At 66.3% G+C, this 20,184-nt stretch carries 11 protein-coding genes; 7 read left to right on the plus strand and 4 right to left on the minus strand.

Annotated features, from left to right (window positions below; genetic code table 11):
• Nucleotides 1-383 precede the first annotated feature (383 nt).
• Nucleotides 384-2,822: a DUF262 domain-containing protein gene (locus ABZW30_RS23295; protein ID WP_355673086.1), complete on the minus strand. Its 2,439-nt coding sequence runs from the start codon at nt 2,820-2,822 to the stop codon at nt 384-386.
• A 432-nt stretch (nt 2,823-3,254) separates the two neighbouring features.
• Here ABZW30_RS23295 and ABZW30_RS23300 point away from each other — a divergent pair, with 432 nt between their 5' ends.
• The 5 genes from ABZW30_RS23300 (at nt 3,255) to ABZW30_RS23320 (ending at nt 10,805) form a co-directional block, all read left to right on the plus strand.
• Nucleotides 3,255-4,433, plus strand: a complete 1,179-nt coding sequence (locus tag ABZW30_RS23300; protein ID WP_355673087.1) for a cysteine desulfurase family protein — start codon at nt 3,255-3,257, stop codon at nt 4,431-4,433.
• A gap of 65 nt (nt 4,434-4,498) precedes the next feature.
• Nucleotides 4,499-5,605: a DUF4007 family protein gene (locus tag ABZW30_RS23305; RefSeq protein WP_355673088.1), complete on the plus strand. Its 1,107-nt coding sequence runs from the start codon at nt 4,499-4,501 to the stop codon at nt 5,603-5,605.
• Nucleotides 5,606-5,607: 2 nt separating this feature from the next.
• Nucleotides 5,608-9,213, plus strand: coding sequence for an ATP-binding protein (locus ABZW30_RS23310; protein WP_355673089.1), 3,606 nt, complete (start codon nt 5,608-5,610; stop codon nt 9,211-9,213).
• Entirely contained in the window at nt 9,210-10,046 is an 837-nt protein-coding gene (locus ABZW30_RS23315) for a phosphoadenosine phosphosulfate reductase family protein (protein ID WP_355673090.1), read from the plus strand. The genes ABZW30_RS23310 and ABZW30_RS23315 overlap by 4 nt, the downstream gene beginning before the upstream one ends.
• 219 nt (nt 10,047-10,265) lie before the next feature.
• On the plus strand, nt 10,266-10,805 hold the full coding sequence (locus tag ABZW30_RS23320) for a hypothetical protein (RefSeq protein ID WP_355673091.1): 540 nt from the start codon (nt 10,266-10,268) through the stop codon (nt 10,803-10,805).
• A 25-nt stretch (nt 10,806-10,830) separates the two neighbouring features.
• On the opposite strand, the gene ABZW30_RS23325 is transcribed toward ABZW30_RS23320, so the two are convergent.
• A complete protein-coding gene (locus ABZW30_RS23325) occupies nt 10,831-11,601 on the minus strand; it encodes a phosphoadenosine phosphosulfate reductase (protein ID WP_355673092.1) in 771 nt (256 codons plus the stop codon).
• A gap of 588 nt (nt 11,602-12,189) precedes the next feature.
• Between ABZW30_RS23325 and ABZW30_RS23330 the strand changes: the two genes are divergently transcribed.
• Complete coding sequence (locus tag ABZW30_RS23330; RefSeq protein ID WP_355673093.1) at nt 12,190-13,092, plus strand: hypothetical protein; 903 nt, start codon at nt 12,190-12,192, stop codon at nt 13,090-13,092.
• Nucleotides 13,093-13,245: 153 nt separating this feature from the next.
• Here the strand turns inward: ABZW30_RS23330 and ABZW30_RS23335 are convergent, their stop codons facing one another.
• Nucleotides 13,246-18,069, minus strand: coding sequence for an ATP-binding protein (locus ABZW30_RS23335; protein WP_355673094.1), 4,824 nt, complete (start codon nt 18,067-18,069; stop codon nt 13,246-13,248).
• A 656-nt stretch (nt 18,070-18,725) separates the two neighbouring features.
• Between ABZW30_RS23335 and ABZW30_RS23340 the strand changes: the two genes are divergently transcribed.
• Nucleotides 18,726-18,917, plus strand: coding sequence for a hypothetical protein (locus tag ABZW30_RS23340; RefSeq protein ID WP_355673095.1), 192 nt, complete (start codon nt 18,726-18,728; stop codon nt 18,915-18,917).
• A gap of 50 nt (nt 18,918-18,967) precedes the next feature.
• On the opposite strand, the gene ABZW30_RS23345 is transcribed toward ABZW30_RS23340, so the two are convergent.
• Entirely contained in the window at nt 18,968-20,125 is a 1,158-nt protein-coding gene (locus ABZW30_RS23345; protein WP_355673096.1) for a site-specific integrase, read from the minus strand.
• Between the last annotated feature and the right edge of the window lie 59 nt (nt 20,126-20,184).

Here is a 20,184-nt window from a genome sequence, read left to right on the forward strand (position 1 = left end):
TCCGAACCGCCCTACCCGCCGCAAGGGGCCGAGGGAGGCGCGTACCTTCGCCGACCCCCGCCGCGAGGGGCCGGGCGATCGTCGTCAGCAGCTCATTGCTGTCGCGCTCAAGGGTGTCTGTGCTGGCCTTGCGCGGGCTGCGCTTGAAGAGACTTGGCGGTGGATTTCCCAATAGCAGTCCGAAGCCCACTGGCCCACTCGGGCATGACGATGTGCCCACGAGCCATGGCCACGAGTACAACTCGTGGCCATGGCTCACAGCACCGGAACTCACCAGGCCGAAACCGATATCTGCTGGCCCCCGCCAGGCGGCATGCGGGGGCGAGGATCGTCGCGCCGCTGAGACCGGCCCCGAGTCGGTTCGATGTCGACCGCGGAACCGCTCAGAGGCCGAGCCAGGGTGCGAGTGAGTCCCAGGCCATACCGCACAGCCGCTGGGAGCGCTCGCGTACGAACTCCACGCTCCAGTCCTCCTCACGCTGCGCCAGGGCTGCGACCAGAGGAAGGTAGCGCGCTCGGCGGATGATGGCCTCGGCCCCTTCGCCGATTTCGATGCCTTCATGGGCGGCCTGCGCGAGCGTCTTCTCCGCCTCCTCCACCGTCGTTGCGGAGAGAGCCTGGAACATCAGCCGCTTGATCGGCCACGAGCGCTGGTGGGCGGACGAGTTCTCGACCCTGGGCAGCAGCGTCAGGTTCCCGAGCACGTGGACGGTGCCCGGCTCGTCATAGAGCTTTCCCTCCCAGCCGCTCGCGCCGGAACCCTTCGGGGCCACATGCTCGATCGTGGAGAACGCCTCGTCGTGCCAGCGCTCCAGGTTCAGCGTGCTCAGGACGCCCTGCCGGCCGAGCGTGACCAGACCGGGCTGCTCCCTGTCGGGTGTCGAGTCGTTGGAGGCCGCGAGGAGCAGGAGTTTGGTGAGTTGGCGAGAGCTCGTGTAGACGGGCGTCTCGGCTGCGCGTGCCACCCAGCGGTCCTTCTCGCCGAGCCCCTCCTCCTGGAGCTGCTGGCGGAGGTAGCTCAGCATCTCTTCGATCGGGGGAACTTCGGTGAGCTGCCGGCCGAACCGCATGAACCTCAGCCCACCTTCGTCGGCGGCCGGGGCGCCCATGAGCTTCCGGTAGACGTTGTCGATTCCGTTGGTGCTGCCGAAAGCTCCTCGCCAGAGGCCGTAGAAGGCGCCGCAGGCTCGGACGGCGGTGAGGAACTGGCGGGCCCGCTCGTCGATGTTGTCTTGAGCCAGCCGGTGCGAAGCGTAGTACCGGGTGAGCGGCGCGACCACGATGTCGTGCTTGGCCTCGCGAAGCACCTGGGCGCACAAGGCGGCCTGCTTTCGCAGCGCGTCGTCTGTGCACTCCGGAAGCTTCTCCGGTTGAGCCCACGGGCCGGAGACGAACTTGGTGACCTGGGCTAGTGCTTGCAGGAAGACGCGCCGTTCTGCTTGGCCGGCTTCCTTGTCGAACGCGGTGCGCAGGTAGTGGCGTTGCTCGCTGAGGCGCTTGCTGAGCCGGGTTCCGTCGTTGAGTAGCGCGAACGGGATCAGGATGTTGTCTGTTGCCGTCTGGCGCTTGTCCGCGGACGACGCGCCCTGCGCGTCGAGGTACTTCTCGATGGTGTCAAAGTGGTTGTACGACTCTGACTCGTGCCACTCCTTGAGCGGCTCGTTCTTGATGGCCTTGGGCTTGAACGTCTCGATCGCCGTGAGAGGCTGCCCGGTGGTGTTCAGGGCCTCGAACATGTCGAAGCCGTAGTCTTCGTGCTTGGACGTCACAACCGCTACGGTCACCCGGTTGAGTAGGTAGTTGGCGAAGACGATCAGCCGGAGAAGTGCCCCGATGCGGTCGTCTTCGCGGGCTGCGTCGATCACGAAGTCGGGGAAGGGGCTGTTGAACAGGGCCTCTTGGAGGACTTTGGACTCCACCATGGCCTGCGCGGAGGGGAGATCGGCCTCGTCCTCCCGAGCCTGCCGCGACAGCGAGACGGCCTGACGCAGCGTCCGGCGGATGAAGGTGCGTGTGAGCTCGAGATGCTTGTGCGCCTGGGCGTTGGCGTCCTCGGCTTCGCCCTCGACGAAGGGGATGTGCTTGTAATCCTGCGAGCCGGTTTCGTCGCGCCGGTACTTCCCGTACTGGTGCAGGTAGTACCCGATCGGGGACTCGTATTGTGCTTCGCCCTTATTGCGCGACCACACGTCGTGGAACGAGCGGATCATGCGAGGGTAAAAGCGGAAGTCGCCCTCCCCATATCGCATATCCTCCTCGAACGTATCGGTGAGGCGGACTGTCACGTCGACTGCCTGGTTGAAGCACCAGTCTCGGGCTTCGCCTCCACTCTTGGGGAGCCGGTTCGCTCGAATGCTGATTTCTTCGTGCAGGACAGTGGTCAGAAGTAGGAGGGTGGTCATCCGCTGCTGACCGTCGATGATGCTCATGACCTTCGCGGGCACCATCGGTCGGTGGATCGGATCCACCGTGCTGTACTGGAGGTCGCGCAGTGCGATCACGGAGCCGATGAAGCAAATCGACTCCGGGAACTTGGTGATCTGCTCCACACCGTGGGCGACATCTGCGATGAGGCGCTTGACCTTGTTTGACTCCCAGCTGTACGCGCGCTGGTACGGCGGGATATAGAGTCCCTGGCCGGTTTCGCTGAGGTACTGTGCCACTGTGTAGGGGGCAGCGTCGAAGATCTCGCGGGTTTCCAAATGAAGCTCCCGTGCGTTACGCGGTTCGGTTTGCCGTTTCAGGCTCTCCGCGCGGTAGTCGCGGCTCTTGGGTTCGTTGGGCGAGTGCGGGCAGCCTGCGGCCCGGCGTCGCTGGAACACTTCACAGTTGCTGCGGTTCTGCCAGCCCCCTCGCCCTGCCCCTCCCCGTTGAGGCACCCCTACGCGCAACGCTCCCCTTGCGCAGCTCGACCTTGACTGTCGCGACCCGCTGCAACGCGAGGACCACGACTAGCGATCAAGCCTAGACCGAGCCACTGACACACGGGGGCCCGTCGCGGAAATCCGCATTCGAAGCCGGGGTGTAGCGGACCTTGTACCGGGTGTCACTCAGCTGGCCGGTGACCGATCCCGGCGGATTCTGGCAGGTGCATGGCATGGGCCCGGTCGGGTGCGGTCGTTTTGATGAGCCTGCTCCGACTGTCTCCGCAGTTGGATAGGATCTCAGTGCACTCCTGGTGGAACCGATCGGTCCGTCGAGGAGAGCCGCCAGGAGTGAGAGTCGGAGCGAATCAGATCAAGAGGGGGCAAAACATGGCAGAGGCCCGTGCTGAGGAGGTCGACATCGTATACCTCGACTACAACGCCACGGCACCACTGCGCCCCGAGGCTCTCGACGCAACGCTGGCCGCTCTCAAGAGCGTTGGCAATGCTTCAAGCATGCACCACTTGGGGAGCGACGCCGCAGCCAGAGTCGGTGCCGCCCGCCGTCAGCTCGCCGGCCTGCTCAACTGCTCTCCGGGGGAGATCATCTTCACCTCCGGGGCGACCGAGGCGAACAACCTTGCCCTCCATGCAGCGTACGCGCGAGGCGGTGCGCTGGTGACCACGGCTGTGGAACACCCCGCGATCCTCGAAACAGCCCGCGCCGTCACCGAAGGGGAGCCGGACTCGCTCGTCGTTCTCCCTGTCGATGCCGACGGCGTTGTGGACCTGGAGTCACTCCATGGGATCCTCCGCGAGCGGCACGTGGCCCTGGTGTCGGTCATGCTCGCCAATAACGAGACCGGAGTGCTGACCGACCTGACGCCCGTCATCAAGGCCGCTCACGAGGCTGGGGCCCTGGTCCACACTGACGCCACACAGTATGTCGGGCGGCTGCCCGTGGACCTGGACGCGTTGGACGTCGATCTGCTGTCCCTGTCGGCCCACAAGTTCGGTGGCCCGCAGGGCGTCGGAGCGTTGTTCGTCCGCCGCGGTACCAGCCTCCCTCACCGTCCTCTGCTGATCGGAGGCGGGCAGGAACGCGGGTGGCGAGCGGGCACACTGAACGTGGCCGGCATTGCCGGGCTCGGCGCGGCAGCGGAGGCCGCCGATCTCAAGCTGCAGACAGAATCCGCCCGAGTCGCCAAGCTTCGTGACGCGCTGGAGGCTGGTCTGACCACTCGGCTGCCGGGCTGCCGTATCAACGGTGCTGGCGTACCCCGCCTGCCAGGTGTGACCAGTATTACCTTTCCCGGTGTGCCGGCTGATGCGGTGCTCGCCGCCATGCCGCATGTGGCGGCCTCCGACGGCAGTGCTTGTGCGTCGGGAGCCCCGACTCCGAGCCATGTGCTCCTCGCGATGGGCCGTACCCGTGACGACGCGGACTCCACTGTGCGGTTCTCCCTGGGCTACGCCACGACAGAGGGGGACATCGAGCGCGGCGTCGATGCCGCTGCAGGGGCGGTCGCGCAGGTCCGATCGGCGATGGCCGCTACTGCCGAACCGTGACCGGCGTTACTCCCAGATAGCCCTGCTTCCCTCTGAACCACTTGACCATCGAGAGGTATCCCCGAATGTCAGACAGCCGGCTCGCTGAAGCCGTCGAGCTCCGCTTCAACCGCCATGAGACCTTCGCTCCGCGGTTCGGCTGGATGCATAAGGCATACATGCAGGTCAAGGACGTGCCGGACATCTTCTACCGCGAGGACGCGCCGGTCCTGCTCGGCGTCGGCAAGAACATGGTCAACGCCATGCGCTACTGGTCGAAGGCATTCAAGCTGACCCAGGAGCACGCCCACGGCGACCCTTCGCGGAAAGCCCGCTTGGCAGCCCCCACATGGCGGGCACGTTGGCTGCTGGACGAGAACGGCGCCGACCCCTACCTCGAGGACACCGGCAGCCTGTGGCTGCTCCACTGGTGGCTGCTCTCAGCTGAACCGGACTCCAAGTGCCAGGTGCCGAGCTGGTACGTGATGTTCAATCTGGCACCGCGCTCCCGCGTCACCGACCTGGAGATGCAGAGCGTCATCACGCGCTACGTCCACGAGAACTTCAAGGAAGACGACTGGCCCGCATCGGAGTCGGTCAAACGTGACGTGGACTGTCTGGTCAAGATGTACGCCTCGGACCAGGAGTTCAACCCGCTGTCCCCGGGCAGCTTCGAGGATCTGCTCATGTCTCCGTTCCGAGAGCTCGGCCTGCTGGAGGGGCAGGGCAAGGGCAAGCAGAAGACCTGGCGCTTCACCAGCGGTGCCCGCTCGAACCTGCCGGCAGCAGTCCTGGCCCACGCCTGCCTGGACTACGCCTCACGGCTGTCCTCGACCGCTGGCTCGATCTCCCTCGCCCGGCTCGCGGCCGAGGAAGGATCCCCAGGCTCGGCGTTCCGCATGCGAGAGCCAGAACTGACCAAGGCCATCGAGTCCCTGGTCGGCAACCATCCCGACCTGCAGATCGTCGAGGCACTCGGCCAGCGAAGCCTCGCCTACACCAAGCCGCCGAAGTCGCTGGCCTGGGACGTGCTCGACGAGTACTACGGGTGTGTTCGGCAGCGCGAGGACTTCCCCACTCCGGAGCAGTGGATCGAGATGTACCCGGGACTTGCTGAGACGGCGGCGGGCACCCCACGCAAGAAGTCCTCGCAGCAGGCTGAGGAGCTGGTATTCGGCGAGGAGAACGTCTAATCATGACGACGAAGAACAAGCAGCACCCCCGCCAGACCACCACGGGCGTCCAACTCCCACGAGGCATCGAGTTGGTCGGATCGGAACTGCGGTCCACCAACCTTGAGCGCGACGTTCGCGAGCGCCACCTGAACTCGCCGTACGTCGGAGCCCGGGCCCAGGATGTCCTTGAGCGCGTCACCCACGCCGTGGGTGACCTCGGACGTACGCGCGCCTGGTCGTTCACCGGCCCCTATGGTTCCGGCAAGTCCACCCTGTCCAACCTCTTCGACGCCTTCCTCGGGCACGACAAGGGGCGGCGTGCCGAGGCCGAAGCGGCAGTCGCGGCGACCAGCCCCGGCTACGCCACACGGTTGGCGCGCGTACGGGACCAGCTCACCGAGACGGGCTTCCTTGGCGCGGTCGCCACCGCACGCCGTGAGCCCCTCGCAGCAACCGTCCACCGCGCCCTGCAGACCGCCGTCGAGCGCAAGTGGAAGAAGCGGCCTCCGAAGGCAGTCGCCCAAGCCCTCGCTGTGTGCGCCGAGCGCGAGGTGCCGACCGCGCAGAGCCTGGTGGACGCCTTCACCGTCCTGTGCGAAGCCGCCCCAGTCCTCCTGATCCTCGACGAGTTCGGCAAGACACTCGAGTACCTTGCTGCGGCCGGCGATAACGGGGACGCCGACAGCGACGTCTTCCTGCTCCAGATGCTGGCCGAGAAGGGCGCCAGCCGCTCGGGCTTGCCCCTGTTCATCTTCACCCTGCAGCACCTGGCCTTCACCGACTACGCGGCGCGCTCCAGCAGTGTCCAGACCCAGGAGTGGGCCAAGATCCAGGGCCGCTTCGAGGACATCACCTTTGCGCCGAACCTCGGCGACGCGGTGTATCTCATGCAACGCCGCCTCGACCTGACCGCCGTCGGGGAGCCCGGACGCGCGCTGATCGACCAGCAGGCCGAAGCCGCAGCGAAGGCGTGGAAGGAAGACCACGCGCTCAACGCCGTCGTCGACATCTCCGCCGAGATGTTTGCCAGCCTGTACCCGCTTCACCCGCTCACCGCGGTCGCAGCCCCGCTCCTTGCCTCACAGATCGGACAGCACGACCGCAGCCTCACCGGCTTCCTCGCCAGCGACGAACCGAACACGGTCCGCCGGACCCTTGAGGCATTCTCCTCCGACGCACCCGAGCGCGCCTCCACGGTGCGCCTGCCACAGCTCTACGACTATTTCTTCGCCTCCGGCCGCACCACCATCCTCGCCTCGTCCAACGCCAGCCGCTGGCTCGAGGTCGACATGCGCCTCAACGAGGCCCACGGGCTGCCCGCCGAGGACCAGGAACTCCTCAAGATCATCGGCATCCTGAACCTCATCGACGCAGACGGGCTCCTGCGCGCCACACCGGCAATGATCCAGTTCGCGTTGCACGACCCGCTCGACGCCCAAGACACCGAGCGCTTTGCCGCCCTCCAAGAGCGGCTGAGCAAACTCGTGGAGGGCGGCTTCGTCGTCCACCGCGCCTACAGCGACGAGTACCGCGTCTGGCAGGGAACCGATGTCGACATCGACGCCCGGGTCCGCGAAGTCGCCACCCGGATCCGGCCTGCCGACGTTGTCGAGTACTTCAGCAAGCACCTCGGTACCGTCCTGCCCGCGGCAGTGGTAGCCGGCAAGCACAGCCAGCAGACCGGCATGCTGCGCTACTTCGTCACCGCGATCAGCCACGAAGGCGAGAAGATCGACGGCCCTGAGATCGTCAAGGACGCCGCCGACGGTCTCATCGTCTACCACCTCGGTACCCACGACACCCGGCCCGCCGTCAACTCCCCGCTTCCCGTGCTGATTGGCACTACCGAGGAGCCCGACAAGGTCCTGCAGGCCGGCATCGACCTCGTGGCCCTCGAGGAACTCCTCGACGACGACACCATCGACCACGTCGCCGCCCGCGAGATCGCCGAACGGGCGGCCGAGATCTCTCAGAAGATCGGCGTACAGCTGGACGAAGCCTTCAGCCCCCGGAGCCCGCAGTCGACTTGGCGCCTGTGGCATGAGGCCGCCGAGACCAGCAGCGAGCCCAACGCGGTCATCGAAGCCCGTAGCTACGCCAGCCTTGCCTCCCAGGCATGCGAGCGCGTCTACCCGTACACCCCGCACATTCGCAACGAGATGGCCGGCCGCCACCAGCTCACCAGCAACGGCGCGCGTGCCCGCCGCGAAGTGCTCACCGCGATGATCCAGAAATCGGGTGTCCACCTTCTTGGATTCGACCCGGCCCTCTACTCCGCCGAGCGCGCGATGTATCACGGAGTCGTCGAGTACCTCGGCCTCCACCGTGTCGCAGGGGAGAGCGGCAGCGGTGCCGACGCCGACAGCATCCTCACCCACGGCATCTCCCGGCCCAGCACCGATGTGAACGCCGAGGTCATGGCCGTCTGGGAGGCCCTCGAGGAAGCACTCACCAAGGCCATCGCCCCCACCCCGATCGTGGACATCTACGGGCAGCTCATGGCGCCGCCGTACGGCGTCAAGGCGGGCGTCGTCCCGATCCTCGTGGTCACCGCACTGATCCTGCGCGGCGAGGACATCGCCCTGTTCGAGGAAGGCAGCTACTGCCAGCGGCTGACACCGGAGATCATCGAACGACTCAACGTCAACCCGGACCGATTCATGGTCAAGGCAGCACCTGTCGGCCGCGGCCAGCGTCGTCTTGTTGTCGAGGGCCTCGCCAAGGCCCTGAACGTTGCCACGCCGCGCTCGCGCACGGCGCGCAACCCCGTGCTCCTGGCCGTGACACGGATGCTCCTGGGCCGCGTCATGGACCTGGATCGCTATGCGGCTAAGACGAAGCGTCTCAGCGAGCCGGCGCTGAAGCTTCGCGACGTTCTGGAGAACGCGACCGACCCCGACAAACTGATCTTCACCTCCCTGCCCGAGGCCATCGGTATCGCGCCTGTCCTGCCTGACACGCCCAAGGACGAGCAGGCGGCCAAGGCGTACGTCGCGAGCCTGATCGCCACCTTGGATGAGCTCTCCGGAGCCAGCGCTAATCTGCGCCAGGAGGCCGTGGCCGCTATCGCGAAGGAGTTCCGTCTCCCCGTTGAGCTTCGAGAGTTGCGATCGGGCCTGGCAGAACGACTGCGAGGATTCGCCGACGCACCGCTCGAGCTCAACCTGCAGGGGTTTGTTTCCCGGGTCCTGAACGAGAGCCTGCCGGACGAGGACTGGCTCGACCCGATCACCATCCGCCTAGCGAACAACAACCTCAAGGACTGGACGGACAAGGACGCCGAGACCTTCCCCGCCAAGGTCAAGGAGGTGGCCCGAGCCCTCGAGCGTGTCAGCCACCTCTACGAGGCACACGACGTGCCGGCCGCCGATCAGCAGCCGGCCGCGCCGCGCCGAATCGAGACCCGCCTGCTGACGCTCACCACCCCCCAAGGCACAGAGGAACGCACCCTCATCCACGTGCCGAAGCAATCACGCAAGGCCGCCGACGACCTCGTTGTCAGTGTCATCAGGCAGGCTGAAGAGGCGCTCGGTCCCGACGGTGCCCGCATCCTGCTCGCCGCCCTCGCCGAGCGCCTGGCCGCGGCCGGCACCGACACGGCCCCCGAGACGAAGGAGAAGCTGTGAGCGACACCACCGGCTCCGGAACCAAGACACGCCATGTCCTCGGCCTGTCCGGAGGCAAAGACTCCTCCGCCCTCGCCATCCACATGCGTGACCGGGTACCGGACATGGAGTACTTCTTCTGCGACACCGGCGCCGAGCTGCCGGAGACCTATGAGTACCTCAACCGCCTCGAAGCCGCAGTCGGCAAGCCCATCGTCCGACTGAATGCCACCCGCGACTTCGACCACTGGCTCGAGGTCTACCAGGGCACCCTCCCCAGTCCCCAGATGCGTTGGTGCACCAAAAACCTCAAGATCAAGCCGCTGGAGGAGTGGGTCGGCGATGACGAGGTGATCTCGTACGTCGCCATCCGGGCAGACGAGAACCGCCTCGGCTACGTCAGCACCAAGCCCAACATCACTGCGGTGTTCCCCTTCCGCGAGGACGGCATCGACCGCCCCGGGGTCGACCGCATCCTCGACGAAGCCGGTATCGGCCTGCCGGCCTACTACGAGTGGCGCACCCGGTCCGGCTGCTACTTCTGCTTCTTCCAGCGCAAGCACGAGTGGGTCGGCCTCAAAGATCGCCACCCCGAGCTGTTCGAGAAGGCCATAGCGTACGAGGAAAAGGTCAACTATCGGCACACCGCTATGCAGGGCCGGGAGTACACCTGGTCCCAGGGCGAGTCCCTGCACGAGCTGATCGAGCGTCGGGACGAGATCGAAGCCAAGCACCAGGACGCGCTCGAACGAGCTGCCAAGCGCATCAAGCCGAACCGGCCGCTCCTGGAGATCCTCGCGGACGCGCACGACGAGGACGACGACGAGGCTGGCTGCGCCGTGTGCCATCTGTGAAACACGGGCAGCACGAGGCCCCGTGGTGACGGCCGTGAGCCGGTCGCCACGGGGCTTTGTGGTGGGCTGGGGCGAGTAGGGCTGTACCCGCGTGCTTTCTGGTCGAGTGGCCGCTGCGTCGGCGAGACCCAGCACGACGGAACGATGAACGCTATCGTTTAGGGGCCCTGCCACTGATCGGGGCTCGTTCTACCGTCGATCCGTGGAGAAGCGCAGGTCATGGCCGGGAAGATGCCGTACCTGGTCGGCCATTCCGAGATCGCGAGCCTCTTTGGTGTCGAGCGGCAGACGTCGCAGAAGTGGCGGACCGACGGGGTCCTTGACGACCCCGACCTCATCGCGTCCGGTAACCCGTACTGGCTGCTTGGCACGGTACTTCGGCTGGACGGGTACAACGGTCGGGAGATCACGCCGGAGCGGCTCGCGCTCTACGAAGCGGCCATTCCCGGGGGCTACAGGCCGGAAGACCCGGCGGACCTGCCGGCCATCGTGGGGAGCAAGGAAGCAGCTCTGATTTTAGGCACCAACGAGGCCGCCATCGCGCGGTGGCGCCATCGGAATAGGATCGCCGACGCCGATTTGAGGCTGTCGGGATCACCGCTGTGGCTTCTCGAGACCCTCCTGGCCGACGCAGAGGCCCGGAGCCGGCCAGTGAACACGGGGGAGGTCGAAAGGCTTCGCGCTGGCCAACGAGCGGCTCAAAAGCCGCGAGGGCGCAAGGCAACGACCCCCAGTTCTGACGTTTCATCAGATAGCTGACCGGCGTGGCTGTACGAAATATGCGTCATGTCATGCACCAGCCGGAGTCGCACAGCCCGTCAGCATCATCTGCTGCAGCTGGTGCTTCAGGCAGAGTTATCGCCTCCGCGAGTGGGCGGCCGTAGCGGGTGAGGTAGACGGGGTCGCGGCCGAGATCAGCCCGCCGGTCGTTGACCATCGCCTCGATCGCGACCGACCGGGCGAACAGCTCGGGCTCCGCAGCACGCTGGTGTCTCCACGCCTCGACCGTTCGGAAGGGGCAGAAGAAGCAGGAGCTCTTGGGCGGCACTGGCAGCCCTGCCTCCTCGATCAGTCGGACGCAGTCCTCGCGGCGCAGTCCGAGATCCAGCAGCGGATAGTCGATCAACTCATGCGGCTCACTTCGCCGCCGGTTCGCCCGATGGATCTCGTCCAGGGAGATCCCAATGCCGACCGTCGCCGGCGTCATCGCCGTCGCACCGTGCTGACGAAGCCATCGCCCGACCACCTTGATCTTGAAATCCGCAGTGCAGGACCTCCGGCCTGGCGCCCCGTTCGCCATCCGCACCGGGATCGGAATCGACCGGACTCCTGGCCGGGCGAGCCGCTGCACGAGGGTCTCCGTCTCACCGTCTCGCCGACGGCGCCGAAGTTGCTCGAGCTTTAGTCCCGATCGCGAAGCAAATGGAACGGCGACATCCTGCACATAGGCGAGCGTCGCTGGGTGCTCGCTGTCGTCACCGACATTCGCGAACAGAAACGTCGGGTAGTCGATAGTGCCCCGGGCGGCAAGAACGAGCAGGGCGGTTGACTGCACGCCCCCTCCGTATGAGACCACCCGCAAGCTGTCAGCGCCCCTGTTGTCAGCTGGATCGGAGGAGCTGGCGTGTGTGCTTCGGGCGCAGCGCAGGGCGGAAGTCGTCACAGAGACACCTCTGGGTCGGGCGGGTGAGATGTGAAATAATCTATTGATGTTGATCTAATTAATCAAGTGTTTATTTCTTTGGAGGCTGAGTGAAGCAGCTGAACGAGGTGCTGCGGATCTATCAGGGCGTCAGGCACCTCCAAGGGCGCCTAGCGCATCTGGGGCACCTTCTGTGTGTCCAACCGCTTGGTGCTGGCCGACCTGGCCTCCTCCGGCACTGCCGGGCAACTACCGTGACGGGCGGACCCGGATGGAAGAATCGGCTGACGGTCATGGCCTTCCGGAGGGACGACGGTGTTTCCTGGCGAGTTTCGACACAAGGGCCCCGGCCCACAGCTGGGAGCGCGACAGCACGGGGAGGATGGCCCGTTCGGTCCGTACGGGTCGGACGAGGGGCCCGAAGGCGATCCCGGTGGCACGTCCCGGCGCGTCCTTGGGCGATGGATGCGTGACATCGTTGCGGACCATCCCCTCCGGCGTTTGGCCGGCCAGGACGAGCCTGCCGCCGGAGTTGTGCTCGACTCTCTCGAGCAGCTCCTGGCTCCACTGGATGAACAGGTCTGGAAGAAGAAGCGCGACGAGGACTTCCCGGCCCTTAGGTCGTGGGGAGCCCTGCTCGACTTCCGGGCCGAGCTCGTCGTAGCCGCTGAGTTCCACCGCGCGAACGTCCCCTACGCTCTGGGCAACACCAAGGTCTCCAACCCCGACTTCCTGCTGGACGCCTATGGCCTGGGCCTGGAGGTCAACTCCAAGTCGCCGTCAGGGCTGACCGACCTGTGCGAGGAGATTGAAGAACTCCTGCATCGTCATCACCCCAGCGCGGGAGCCCTGATCACGGCCAGCGTGTATCCGAGCCGGATGACCGGCGACAACATCACCCTTGTCCGCAAGCACGTCGCCTCCGCACTCGAAGCGGCCGACGGCGCGGCGGTCACCCCCCTGACGGTGGTGGTCAAGGACTCGAAGAACGTCACCGACGTTCACCTCACGGTCGCACTGACGGACCAGGGCAGCGTCAACTGGCAGGTCGAGGCCGGGGACCTGACAGTGCCGCTCGGCTCAGCCGAGTACGCCGCCGTCGAGGCAGGCCGCAGCCCGGCGAAGGCCAAACAGGGTTGCGCGATGCCCGGCCGGGTCATGCTGGCCGTGGACCTCTCCCGTTACGGAGCAGCCTGGATGCGCCCTGCGTGGGTCTGGGCCGGCAGACTCGCCCGGGCCATCCCCGCCGACTTCCCATTCGGGGCACTCGCCGTCTTCCGTCAGAGCATTGAGTACCCGGGCATCCTCCAACCGGCCGTCGGCATCGCATCTCACCTGCCCGCAGAGGACCAAGACCGATTCCGCCGCCTGTGCGCCGATCTCAGCTGGGCCGCCAGCGCATAGGTACTCCGCAACCAACCTAGGCGGCGCGCAGCCCGCGGCATCACCTTCTGAACGAAGCGTCGGTCCCTGCCCTCACGACCGTTGGGTCCGGCTGAGAGCCGTGCTGAACGTCGGCCTCCTTGCATCTCCGGCCCGAAGGCGATGGGTCGCGAATCACTCCAGGCCGGGGGCATTCTCCAGTTCGCGTTGCGCGTGGATTGCTTGTTCGTCCCCAGAGGCGGCGAGCGCGTCGAGTAGGCGACCAGCGCGGTCCGCGTTCGGCCCGATGCGCAGCACGGGGTCGGTCAGCACATGGCGAAGGATGGGTACGGCTCGGTGACTGTTTCGGGCAATGGCGGATACGTGGGTGCCCAAGACGTCGAGGACGAACGAGATGTCGGCGGTGGCGAGCAGTCGGTGCCGGTAGAGGACGTGGATGAGGTGATCCGCCAGCGCCGGTGTCGCGGTATGGGCCGTGGCCCAGGTCGCGATGATGATCCGTACGGGTGCAGCAGGCCAGCTCACACCATCAGCCGGCACCGGTAGGAGCGCTTCTCGCAGGGACTTGCTGCTCTGCTGGCTGAGCGAGAGCAATGAGTTCAGGAGCGCGGGCCACAGCGCGAGCAACTGCGTGGCCTGGGCGGGTGTAGTGGCCTGCTGGGCCAGCGCGAGGAGGAGGTCGATCAGCGCGTCCGGCTGGCCGGTGAATGCCTGCAAGATCTCGTCGAGGCGTTCGCGATTGCCATCAAGGGCCTGTCGGGCAGTGATCTCATCGTGGGCCAGGCGCCACGCCCGGATGTGCGGTGCCATTTCCGCTGGCTGCTTGGTCCAGGTGCGTCGATCGTGCACGGTGAGTGCCTCAAGCAAGGCGTCGGCCTGTTCGCGGTGGACGCAGTCGGTGCTGGCGGCTCGGCTCAACGCGCCCACAGCTGGTGCCGCCAGCCGCAGGTCAACGACAGGGTCACTGCCAGTGAGCACGGGCTCAATGAGACTAGGTAGCCGGTATGACCGTCGGATACCGGCCTCGTCGGCGGGGTGCAGTCCCGCCGTAGCCACCATCTCGGTCAAAGCATCCAGTCCACTCACATGCAACACGTCGGCAGCGCTGGTACAGCCTGTGCGCTCCCACCGGTCGGTCAGGTTGGTGGCAAGCAGCGTGCGGACCTCGATAAAGCGGCTGCTCGCCAACTGCATCACGGCGTTCCGGACTTCCCTCACGGCGAGGCCGGTGCCCCGACGGAGGGTCTCGTTTTCGAGTAGCACTGGCAGCGCCAGCGCGGCAGAGCGGTCACCAGCTTGGAAGTCCTTCGCCTCGCAGACCACTTCGCCATCATCAAGGCGGGTGGCTGCTTGTGGGGTCCGGGAGGCGGCTGTAACGAGCTGCTCGCCGGCCCACCGCAGCTGCCAGGGTTCCACCGTATTGTCGTAGGCGGTCGCGGCCTTGACGATGACTGAGGCAACGGACGCCTGGCTGTTATCCATGTCCTGCGGTCCATCCATGGGTGGTGACTCGGAATGGGACGCCTCCAGCAAGGCCAGCCGCTCGAATAGGCGCTGCACATCCGTTGGACCTGCCTCATCCCGTGCACGGCAGGCATCCTCGGGCAGGGAAAACCGCTCGATGAATCGGCGCATGTCGCCTTGGGCGGCCTCGTCCTCAGCCTGGATCTGTTGGACGGCGGAGTTCACCAGAACGCTTCCGCCACCTCGGGGGAGTTCGATCAGGCGGTAGCAGGTGTGATCAAGCAAGGCGGCCATCGTCCGCATGATGTGGTCACGGGTACGTTGCCGTTCTTCGACGCCTGGAGCCTCGGACGATAGGGGGCGGGCCGTATGCTCGGCCAGCAGCCGTTGCCCCAGACGCCGGTAGGCGTCCTGACGCTCGCACGGAGCACGCATCACGATCAGTGGAATCGCGGTGACCAGGGAAGACGGGGCGGAGGGCAGCAGCCAGATCGCCGGCTGCTCCAGCGCCGGGTCCAGCTCGCTGTCGACCCGGGCCGCGTTCTCGGCAAGGATGTCGACGACCACGGCCAATAGTGCGATGCTCTCCCCACAGGCCAGGACCCGTTCCACCAGCCCTGCCAGGTTCGCTCCTGAGGTCGCACGACTTCTCGCCCACCGACGCAAGGCTGCGAGCGCGGCGAGCGCCGGTCCCGGCCCCGACGAGCCCGCCCACGGCCATGCCCACACGGTCGTTGACCTGGCATAGGTCCGCAGGCCGGCCTGCAGCGGCCACGTAATTCGGCTTTCCCCCGAGAGATCCTCGCGATCGCGTCGCGTCACCGCAGCCGTAGCCGCGTCGGCGATCTCTCCGACCAAGGGCAGACCGTGCTCCGGCGCGTACTCGAGCAGGACTGCGAACGGTCCCAGATCCGCCGGATCGGGCAGTTTCGGGTTCAGCTCCCTCGCGATGCCCGACAGGATGGGCCACCAAGGGTCGCGGACGCCGTCCCGGCCGTGGAACTGGCCGAGACTTCCGGGTGGGCCCAGGTACAGCGCGCGGGCCGCCCCGGCCAAGAGCTCGGGCTCCAGGCGCGCCATCAGTTTGCCGAGCCTCTGGTCCTCGACAATCGCCTGAACGGCCAAGGGATGACGGACCGCGATGTCGGTAAGCAGGTTGCGGGCCGTTTCGTCGAGACGGCCGGCGGCGCAGGCTAGCGCCATGGCAGTCTCTCGCGCGTGCAGCGAGCCGCCGTCGTACCAGGAGACGGCGGCGGCCGGCACCCCCTCCACCAGGTGATTTGGTGCGGCATCGGCCATAGTATGGATCCAGGATGCCGTCCAGGCCAGTGCTTCACCGGCCGCCTCAGGGCCCAGCCGACCCGCGTGGGTGATCAGGAACTCCATAACTGGCAAAGCGATCTCGGCATCCCGCACCCTACGTTTGGCGGCCGTGATCAAGGCCAGCCCGCCGTCTTCCAACATCTGGGATGCGAGGGCCGGCCACACCGCGTCGGGCTGACCGAGTTCGAAAATCGCCTCGAAAGGGACATCCGCCCAGCGCACATCGTCACCTTCGGCCAGCCTGCGCGCCACAGCGCTGAGCTCCTGCCATGCAGCTGGCAGCTGGGCTGGGCGGCGTCGGGCGGCGCGGGCCAACAGCATCTGCCCCCACAGTCGCACTCCGCGCAGCAGCCGCCGTGGACGAGGTGCCCTCGGGACGTCTGGCGCGTCACCGGCGCGCAACCGTAGAGCAACGGCGTAATCCTGTTGCACGTCGTGGGTGAAGGAGAACTCCGTGCCGTCACGCACCAGGATTCCGTCACTGACCAGCCCTTCACGGGCCACGCCGGGCAGCTTCCGCAGGCCGGATTGGGAGTGGCCGTTGAGTACGGTGTCCGCCATCGCGAGGTAGACGTCGCTGCGTTCATCCGGCGACCCGAGCCCGGGCCGCTTCCCGTCGCGGCGGCGGACCACGTGCTCGTACACCCAGTCGATGACGTCCTCCTCCCCCAACACCTGCTCCGGGCTGTGGTCGTCTCCCTCCTGACGCAACAACTGCTCGACTACGTACAGGTTGCGCAGCAGCCGCGAAGGCCGGGCCGAGCGCTGCAGGACCCGCAGGGCGGGAAAGGCTGCGGTGACCGAGCGGACCTCCGCGTCGTCCAGCCCGGGTACCTCGATGCGCTGCACGGCCTGCTGGCCGCCGCTTTCGGAGAGCACCTCGCCGACCTGGTCGGCCGCCTGCTCTCGGACTACGGCGAGCACATGCCAGCGCCCACCGTCGGACCGAGGGAGCGCCCCCAATAGGGAAGAGAGTAAGTAGCCGGCATCGGTCAACACCTGCTCGGCGCCGTCGACCAGCAGCAGCCGATTCCCGCCGGGTGCCGCAGCAAGGGTCCGCTCGACGCGCGCGCCCACCGCCAGCTCGACGTCCGAAAGCGTCTTCCATGGGTGCTCTGCCAGAGAGAGGGTGAAGACGCTGGCCCCATCCTGACGCACGCGCCGCGCGACCGCGCGGCCCAGAGCACTCTTGCCAACGCCCGGCGGCCCCGTCAGCAACACCCGCTCGTGATCGCGCACCGCACCAAGTACGGTCTGGGTCAGTAGATTGCGCTCCAAATGGAGCCGACCGCCAAGGCGTTGGCCCACCCGCGGGTCGCTCAGCACCCTCTCGGTCCACTGCTCGACCGCCTCCAACTCGGGCAGAGCCGGGGGATCACCGCGCAGCACAACACCGCGCTGGTGCAGCAGATCGCGCAGCATTGTTACATCAAGCTCTGCACCCTGAGGCCCGAACTGCTCAGCGATGTCAGCAAGGCGCAGGAACACATCAGCTGCACGCGGTCCGCGGTCGCTGGCGACCAAGGTGGAATCCAACAGACGGAGCAGTGCGTGATAGCTGGCGCCGCCCTGCTCTGGTTCGATCTCGACCACCAGACGCCGCGCGATGCGGAATGCCATCTCCTCGACCACCTGCGGCGTCGGGGTGGCGCCGTCTGAAGCGGTCATCAGCTGCGCCACGGTGGTGGTGAGGTGGTCCCACAGCCGGTGGTAGGGCTCGCCGCGCCGACGTGGAACTGCCAGGTCCGCCTTGAAGTCGTCAAGACGGGGGCGATCGGCCGCCTTCGCTAGCTTCGCCAACGCCTCGAGGTCGCTCAGCGGACCCGTGGAGACCACACCGAACAGCCGTCGACGCGCGTCGACGTCCGGCCCGTACTGCTCGAGGCTTGCTAGACACTGACGTATCGTCTTACGCCACGACTCTTCACTTGGCTTCACCTTGAGCGTGCGCTTGACCTGCTTCTCCACGACGAACTCGAAGGAACCTGACCGGTCCACGGCGATGACGTCGTCGAGCGGGTAGCCGGTGTCTCCCTGCTGAAGCCGGATCTCTGTCGGCGGCCCCGCAAGTCCCTCGACAGGTACGTGGCACAGCATTGCACCAAGCGCCAGGGCTGCGACGCGGTACTCGTAGATGGTGCCGGCACCGCCGGTGCCCTCCGGAGAGCTTCCCCTGTTCACTGTCCGCTCCTCGCGATGCCTGCCCGCCATCAGCTGGAGTTTAGTGGCCGTGCCCCGGCCAGGGTTAAGGGATCGCAAGCTCAAATCCGGTCGTCCCGATTCGCATAACTGCAGGTCGTAGGCCGTTTCCCCTTCTGCCGGGTACCGCCTCTTTGATGTTCCGTCGGCTGGTGGGTCGCAAGAAGGGGGCGATTTCCGCGTTGCCGTGCACGCCATGCCGATTACCCGGTGGGCGAAGCCCTGGTGGGGGAGCGGGTGAGCGAAGGATGCAGTCCGTCTCCGTCGCCGGGCCGGGATCCGGTCCGCCGCTTCGCGCATCGGTTCTCACTTCGCGCGGGGAGAGACATCGGATGCTCCGGGGGCGGAACAAGACTACAATCGGGGCGTGAGGCAAATCACTCTCGAAATCTCGCTCGCGCGCTGCCTCTCACGCGCCTCTCACGGGCTGGGCGTCATGAGGTGGTATCAGGCGTCATGCGGGCCGAATGAGATGGGCCCTGACCTGCGCAATTCAAACTGGTGAACACCAGTCGGACGCCTGCTCGACCGCTGGGGGTCAAGTGAGCCACGCAGGCGACGACAAGGTTCGCCATGCCCTCTATCACACTGTGACGGTCAGACCAAGCCGTTGAGATTCGGTGAGATTTGGGCTCCGTTTAGATCTGGCCGCCACACAGGAGGAGCCCGTGCCCGAGCAGTTCATGAGCGTCAAGCAGACGGCGTCGTATCTGAATATGTCCGTTGCGTGGGTGTACCGCGAAGCGCCTCGGGTCGGGCTTGTGCCGTACAGGTTCGGGAGTGGGCGGAACGCGAAGCTTCAGTTCATGGCGTCCGAGGTTCAGGCGTGGGTGAAGCAGCAGCGCCTGTCTGCTACGTGAGGCCGCCATCACGAGAGGGGTCTGCCCAGGTGGGCAGACCCCTCTCGTGCTCAGGCGGCGAGTCCGAGGTCGAGGACCTGGGCGGCGCGGCCGATGGATCCGGGCATGAGGTGGCGGTAGATCTTGAAGGTGACGTCGATGCTCTTGTGGCCCATCCACTCGGCGACGTCGGTGATGGGGAGGTTGTGGCTGAGGCAGTTCGAGGCGAAGAAATGGCGGAGGCCGTAGACCACCATGCCTTCAGGGATGTCGACGTCGTCGGACTGCTTGACGACGCGCTGCCACTGGTTGTGCAGCAGGTGGTACGGGTAGGGCTTGCTGAGGTCCCGGGGGTGGCGGAGGAGGTAGCCGTCGACGGTGCCGTACGTGTCCGCGTACGAGAGGATGCTCAGCCGGACCCGGGCGGGCAGCGGGACGTCGCGGTATTCGCCTTCCTTGCGGTGTTTGAGCGGCGCGTAGTCCTTGGTGGTCTGGTTGACCTGTTCGGTGACGCGGTAGACGTCGTCCGCGACGAGGTTCTTGAGGTTGACGGCTGCCGCTTCGCCGTTGCGCAGGCCGCAGCCGCTCATGAGGTCGGCGATGAGGCGGAAGGTGTCGTTGCCTGCCATCCGTATGCCCTGGAGCTGGGTGAGGGAGGGAATGATGGCGCGCTTGGGGTCGTATTGGGGCGGTGCGACACCGTCGAGCGGACTCGCGTCGTAGAGGCCAAGGCGGTGGGCGTCGAGGAGGATCGACTTCAGCTTGTCGAAGGCGTTGGACTGGGTGGCGAGTCCGACGCCGTTTCGCTCCATGGTTTGGATGAAGGCGTCGACGACCTTGTGGTCGAAGGTGCCCATGCGGCGGCTCCGGAACACCGGGTAGAGATGGTGGTCGAGGAGTGAGTTGAGGTGCCTCAGCGATTGCGGGCTGAGGTGGCGCTGGCCGGCCTTCCACTCCTCGACGTACTCGTGGAACTGCATCGAGCCGTACTTCTGGATCCGTTCCGCCTTGCGTTGGCTCTGCGGGGAGTTCTTCCGCGCCTGGTAGACCTCGGCGAGACGGGCCTTCGCCTTGTCCTGGGTGGCGAACCCGGACTCCTCGGTCTGCTTCCCCGTCGCGTTGCGGTAGCGGATCTTGTACTCGTGCGGGCACCTCAGCCACCGGCTTTCGGGGTGCTCGCACTCCTTGTAGAAGCTGCCCATGCCGCGGACGAGGTTGATGGTGGCCATGGTTGTCGACTCCCGGGCGTCTTGCTGACCTTTTGCTGACCCCGGATGGTCGATCACGC

The organism is Kitasatospora sp. NPDC004669 (assembly GCF_040609455.1).
Taxonomy (GTDB): domain Bacteria; phylum Actinomycetota; class Actinomycetes; order Streptomycetales; family Streptomycetaceae; genus Kitasatospora.

What these genes read in the sequence shown, in the direction of transcription:
- ABZW30_RS23300 (WP_355673087.1), top strand. Translation starts at nt 3,255, where the DNA reads ATGGCAGAGGCCCGTGCTGAGGAGGTCGACATCGTATACCTCGACTAC.
- ABZW30_RS23310 (WP_355673089.1), top strand. Translation starts at nt 5,608, where the DNA reads ATGACGACGAAGAACAAGCAGCACCCCCGCCAGACCACCACGGGCGTC.
- ABZW30_RS23345 (WP_355673096.1), bottom strand. Translation starts at nt 20,125, where the DNA reads ATGGCCACCATCAACCTCGTCCGCGGCATGGGCAGCTTCTACAAGGAG.
- ABZW30_RS23320 (WP_355673091.1), top strand. Translation starts at nt 10,266, where the DNA reads ATGGCCGGGAAGATGCCGTACCTGGTCGGCCATTCCGAGATCGCGAGC.
- ABZW30_RS23335 (WP_355673094.1), bottom strand. Translation starts at nt 18,069, where the DNA reads ATGGCGGGCAGGCATCGCGAGGAGCGGACAGTGAACAGGGGAAGCTCT.
- ABZW30_RS23305 (WP_355673088.1), top strand. Translation starts at nt 4,499, where the DNA reads ATGTCAGACAGCCGGCTCGCTGAAGCCGTCGAGCTCCGCTTCAACCGC.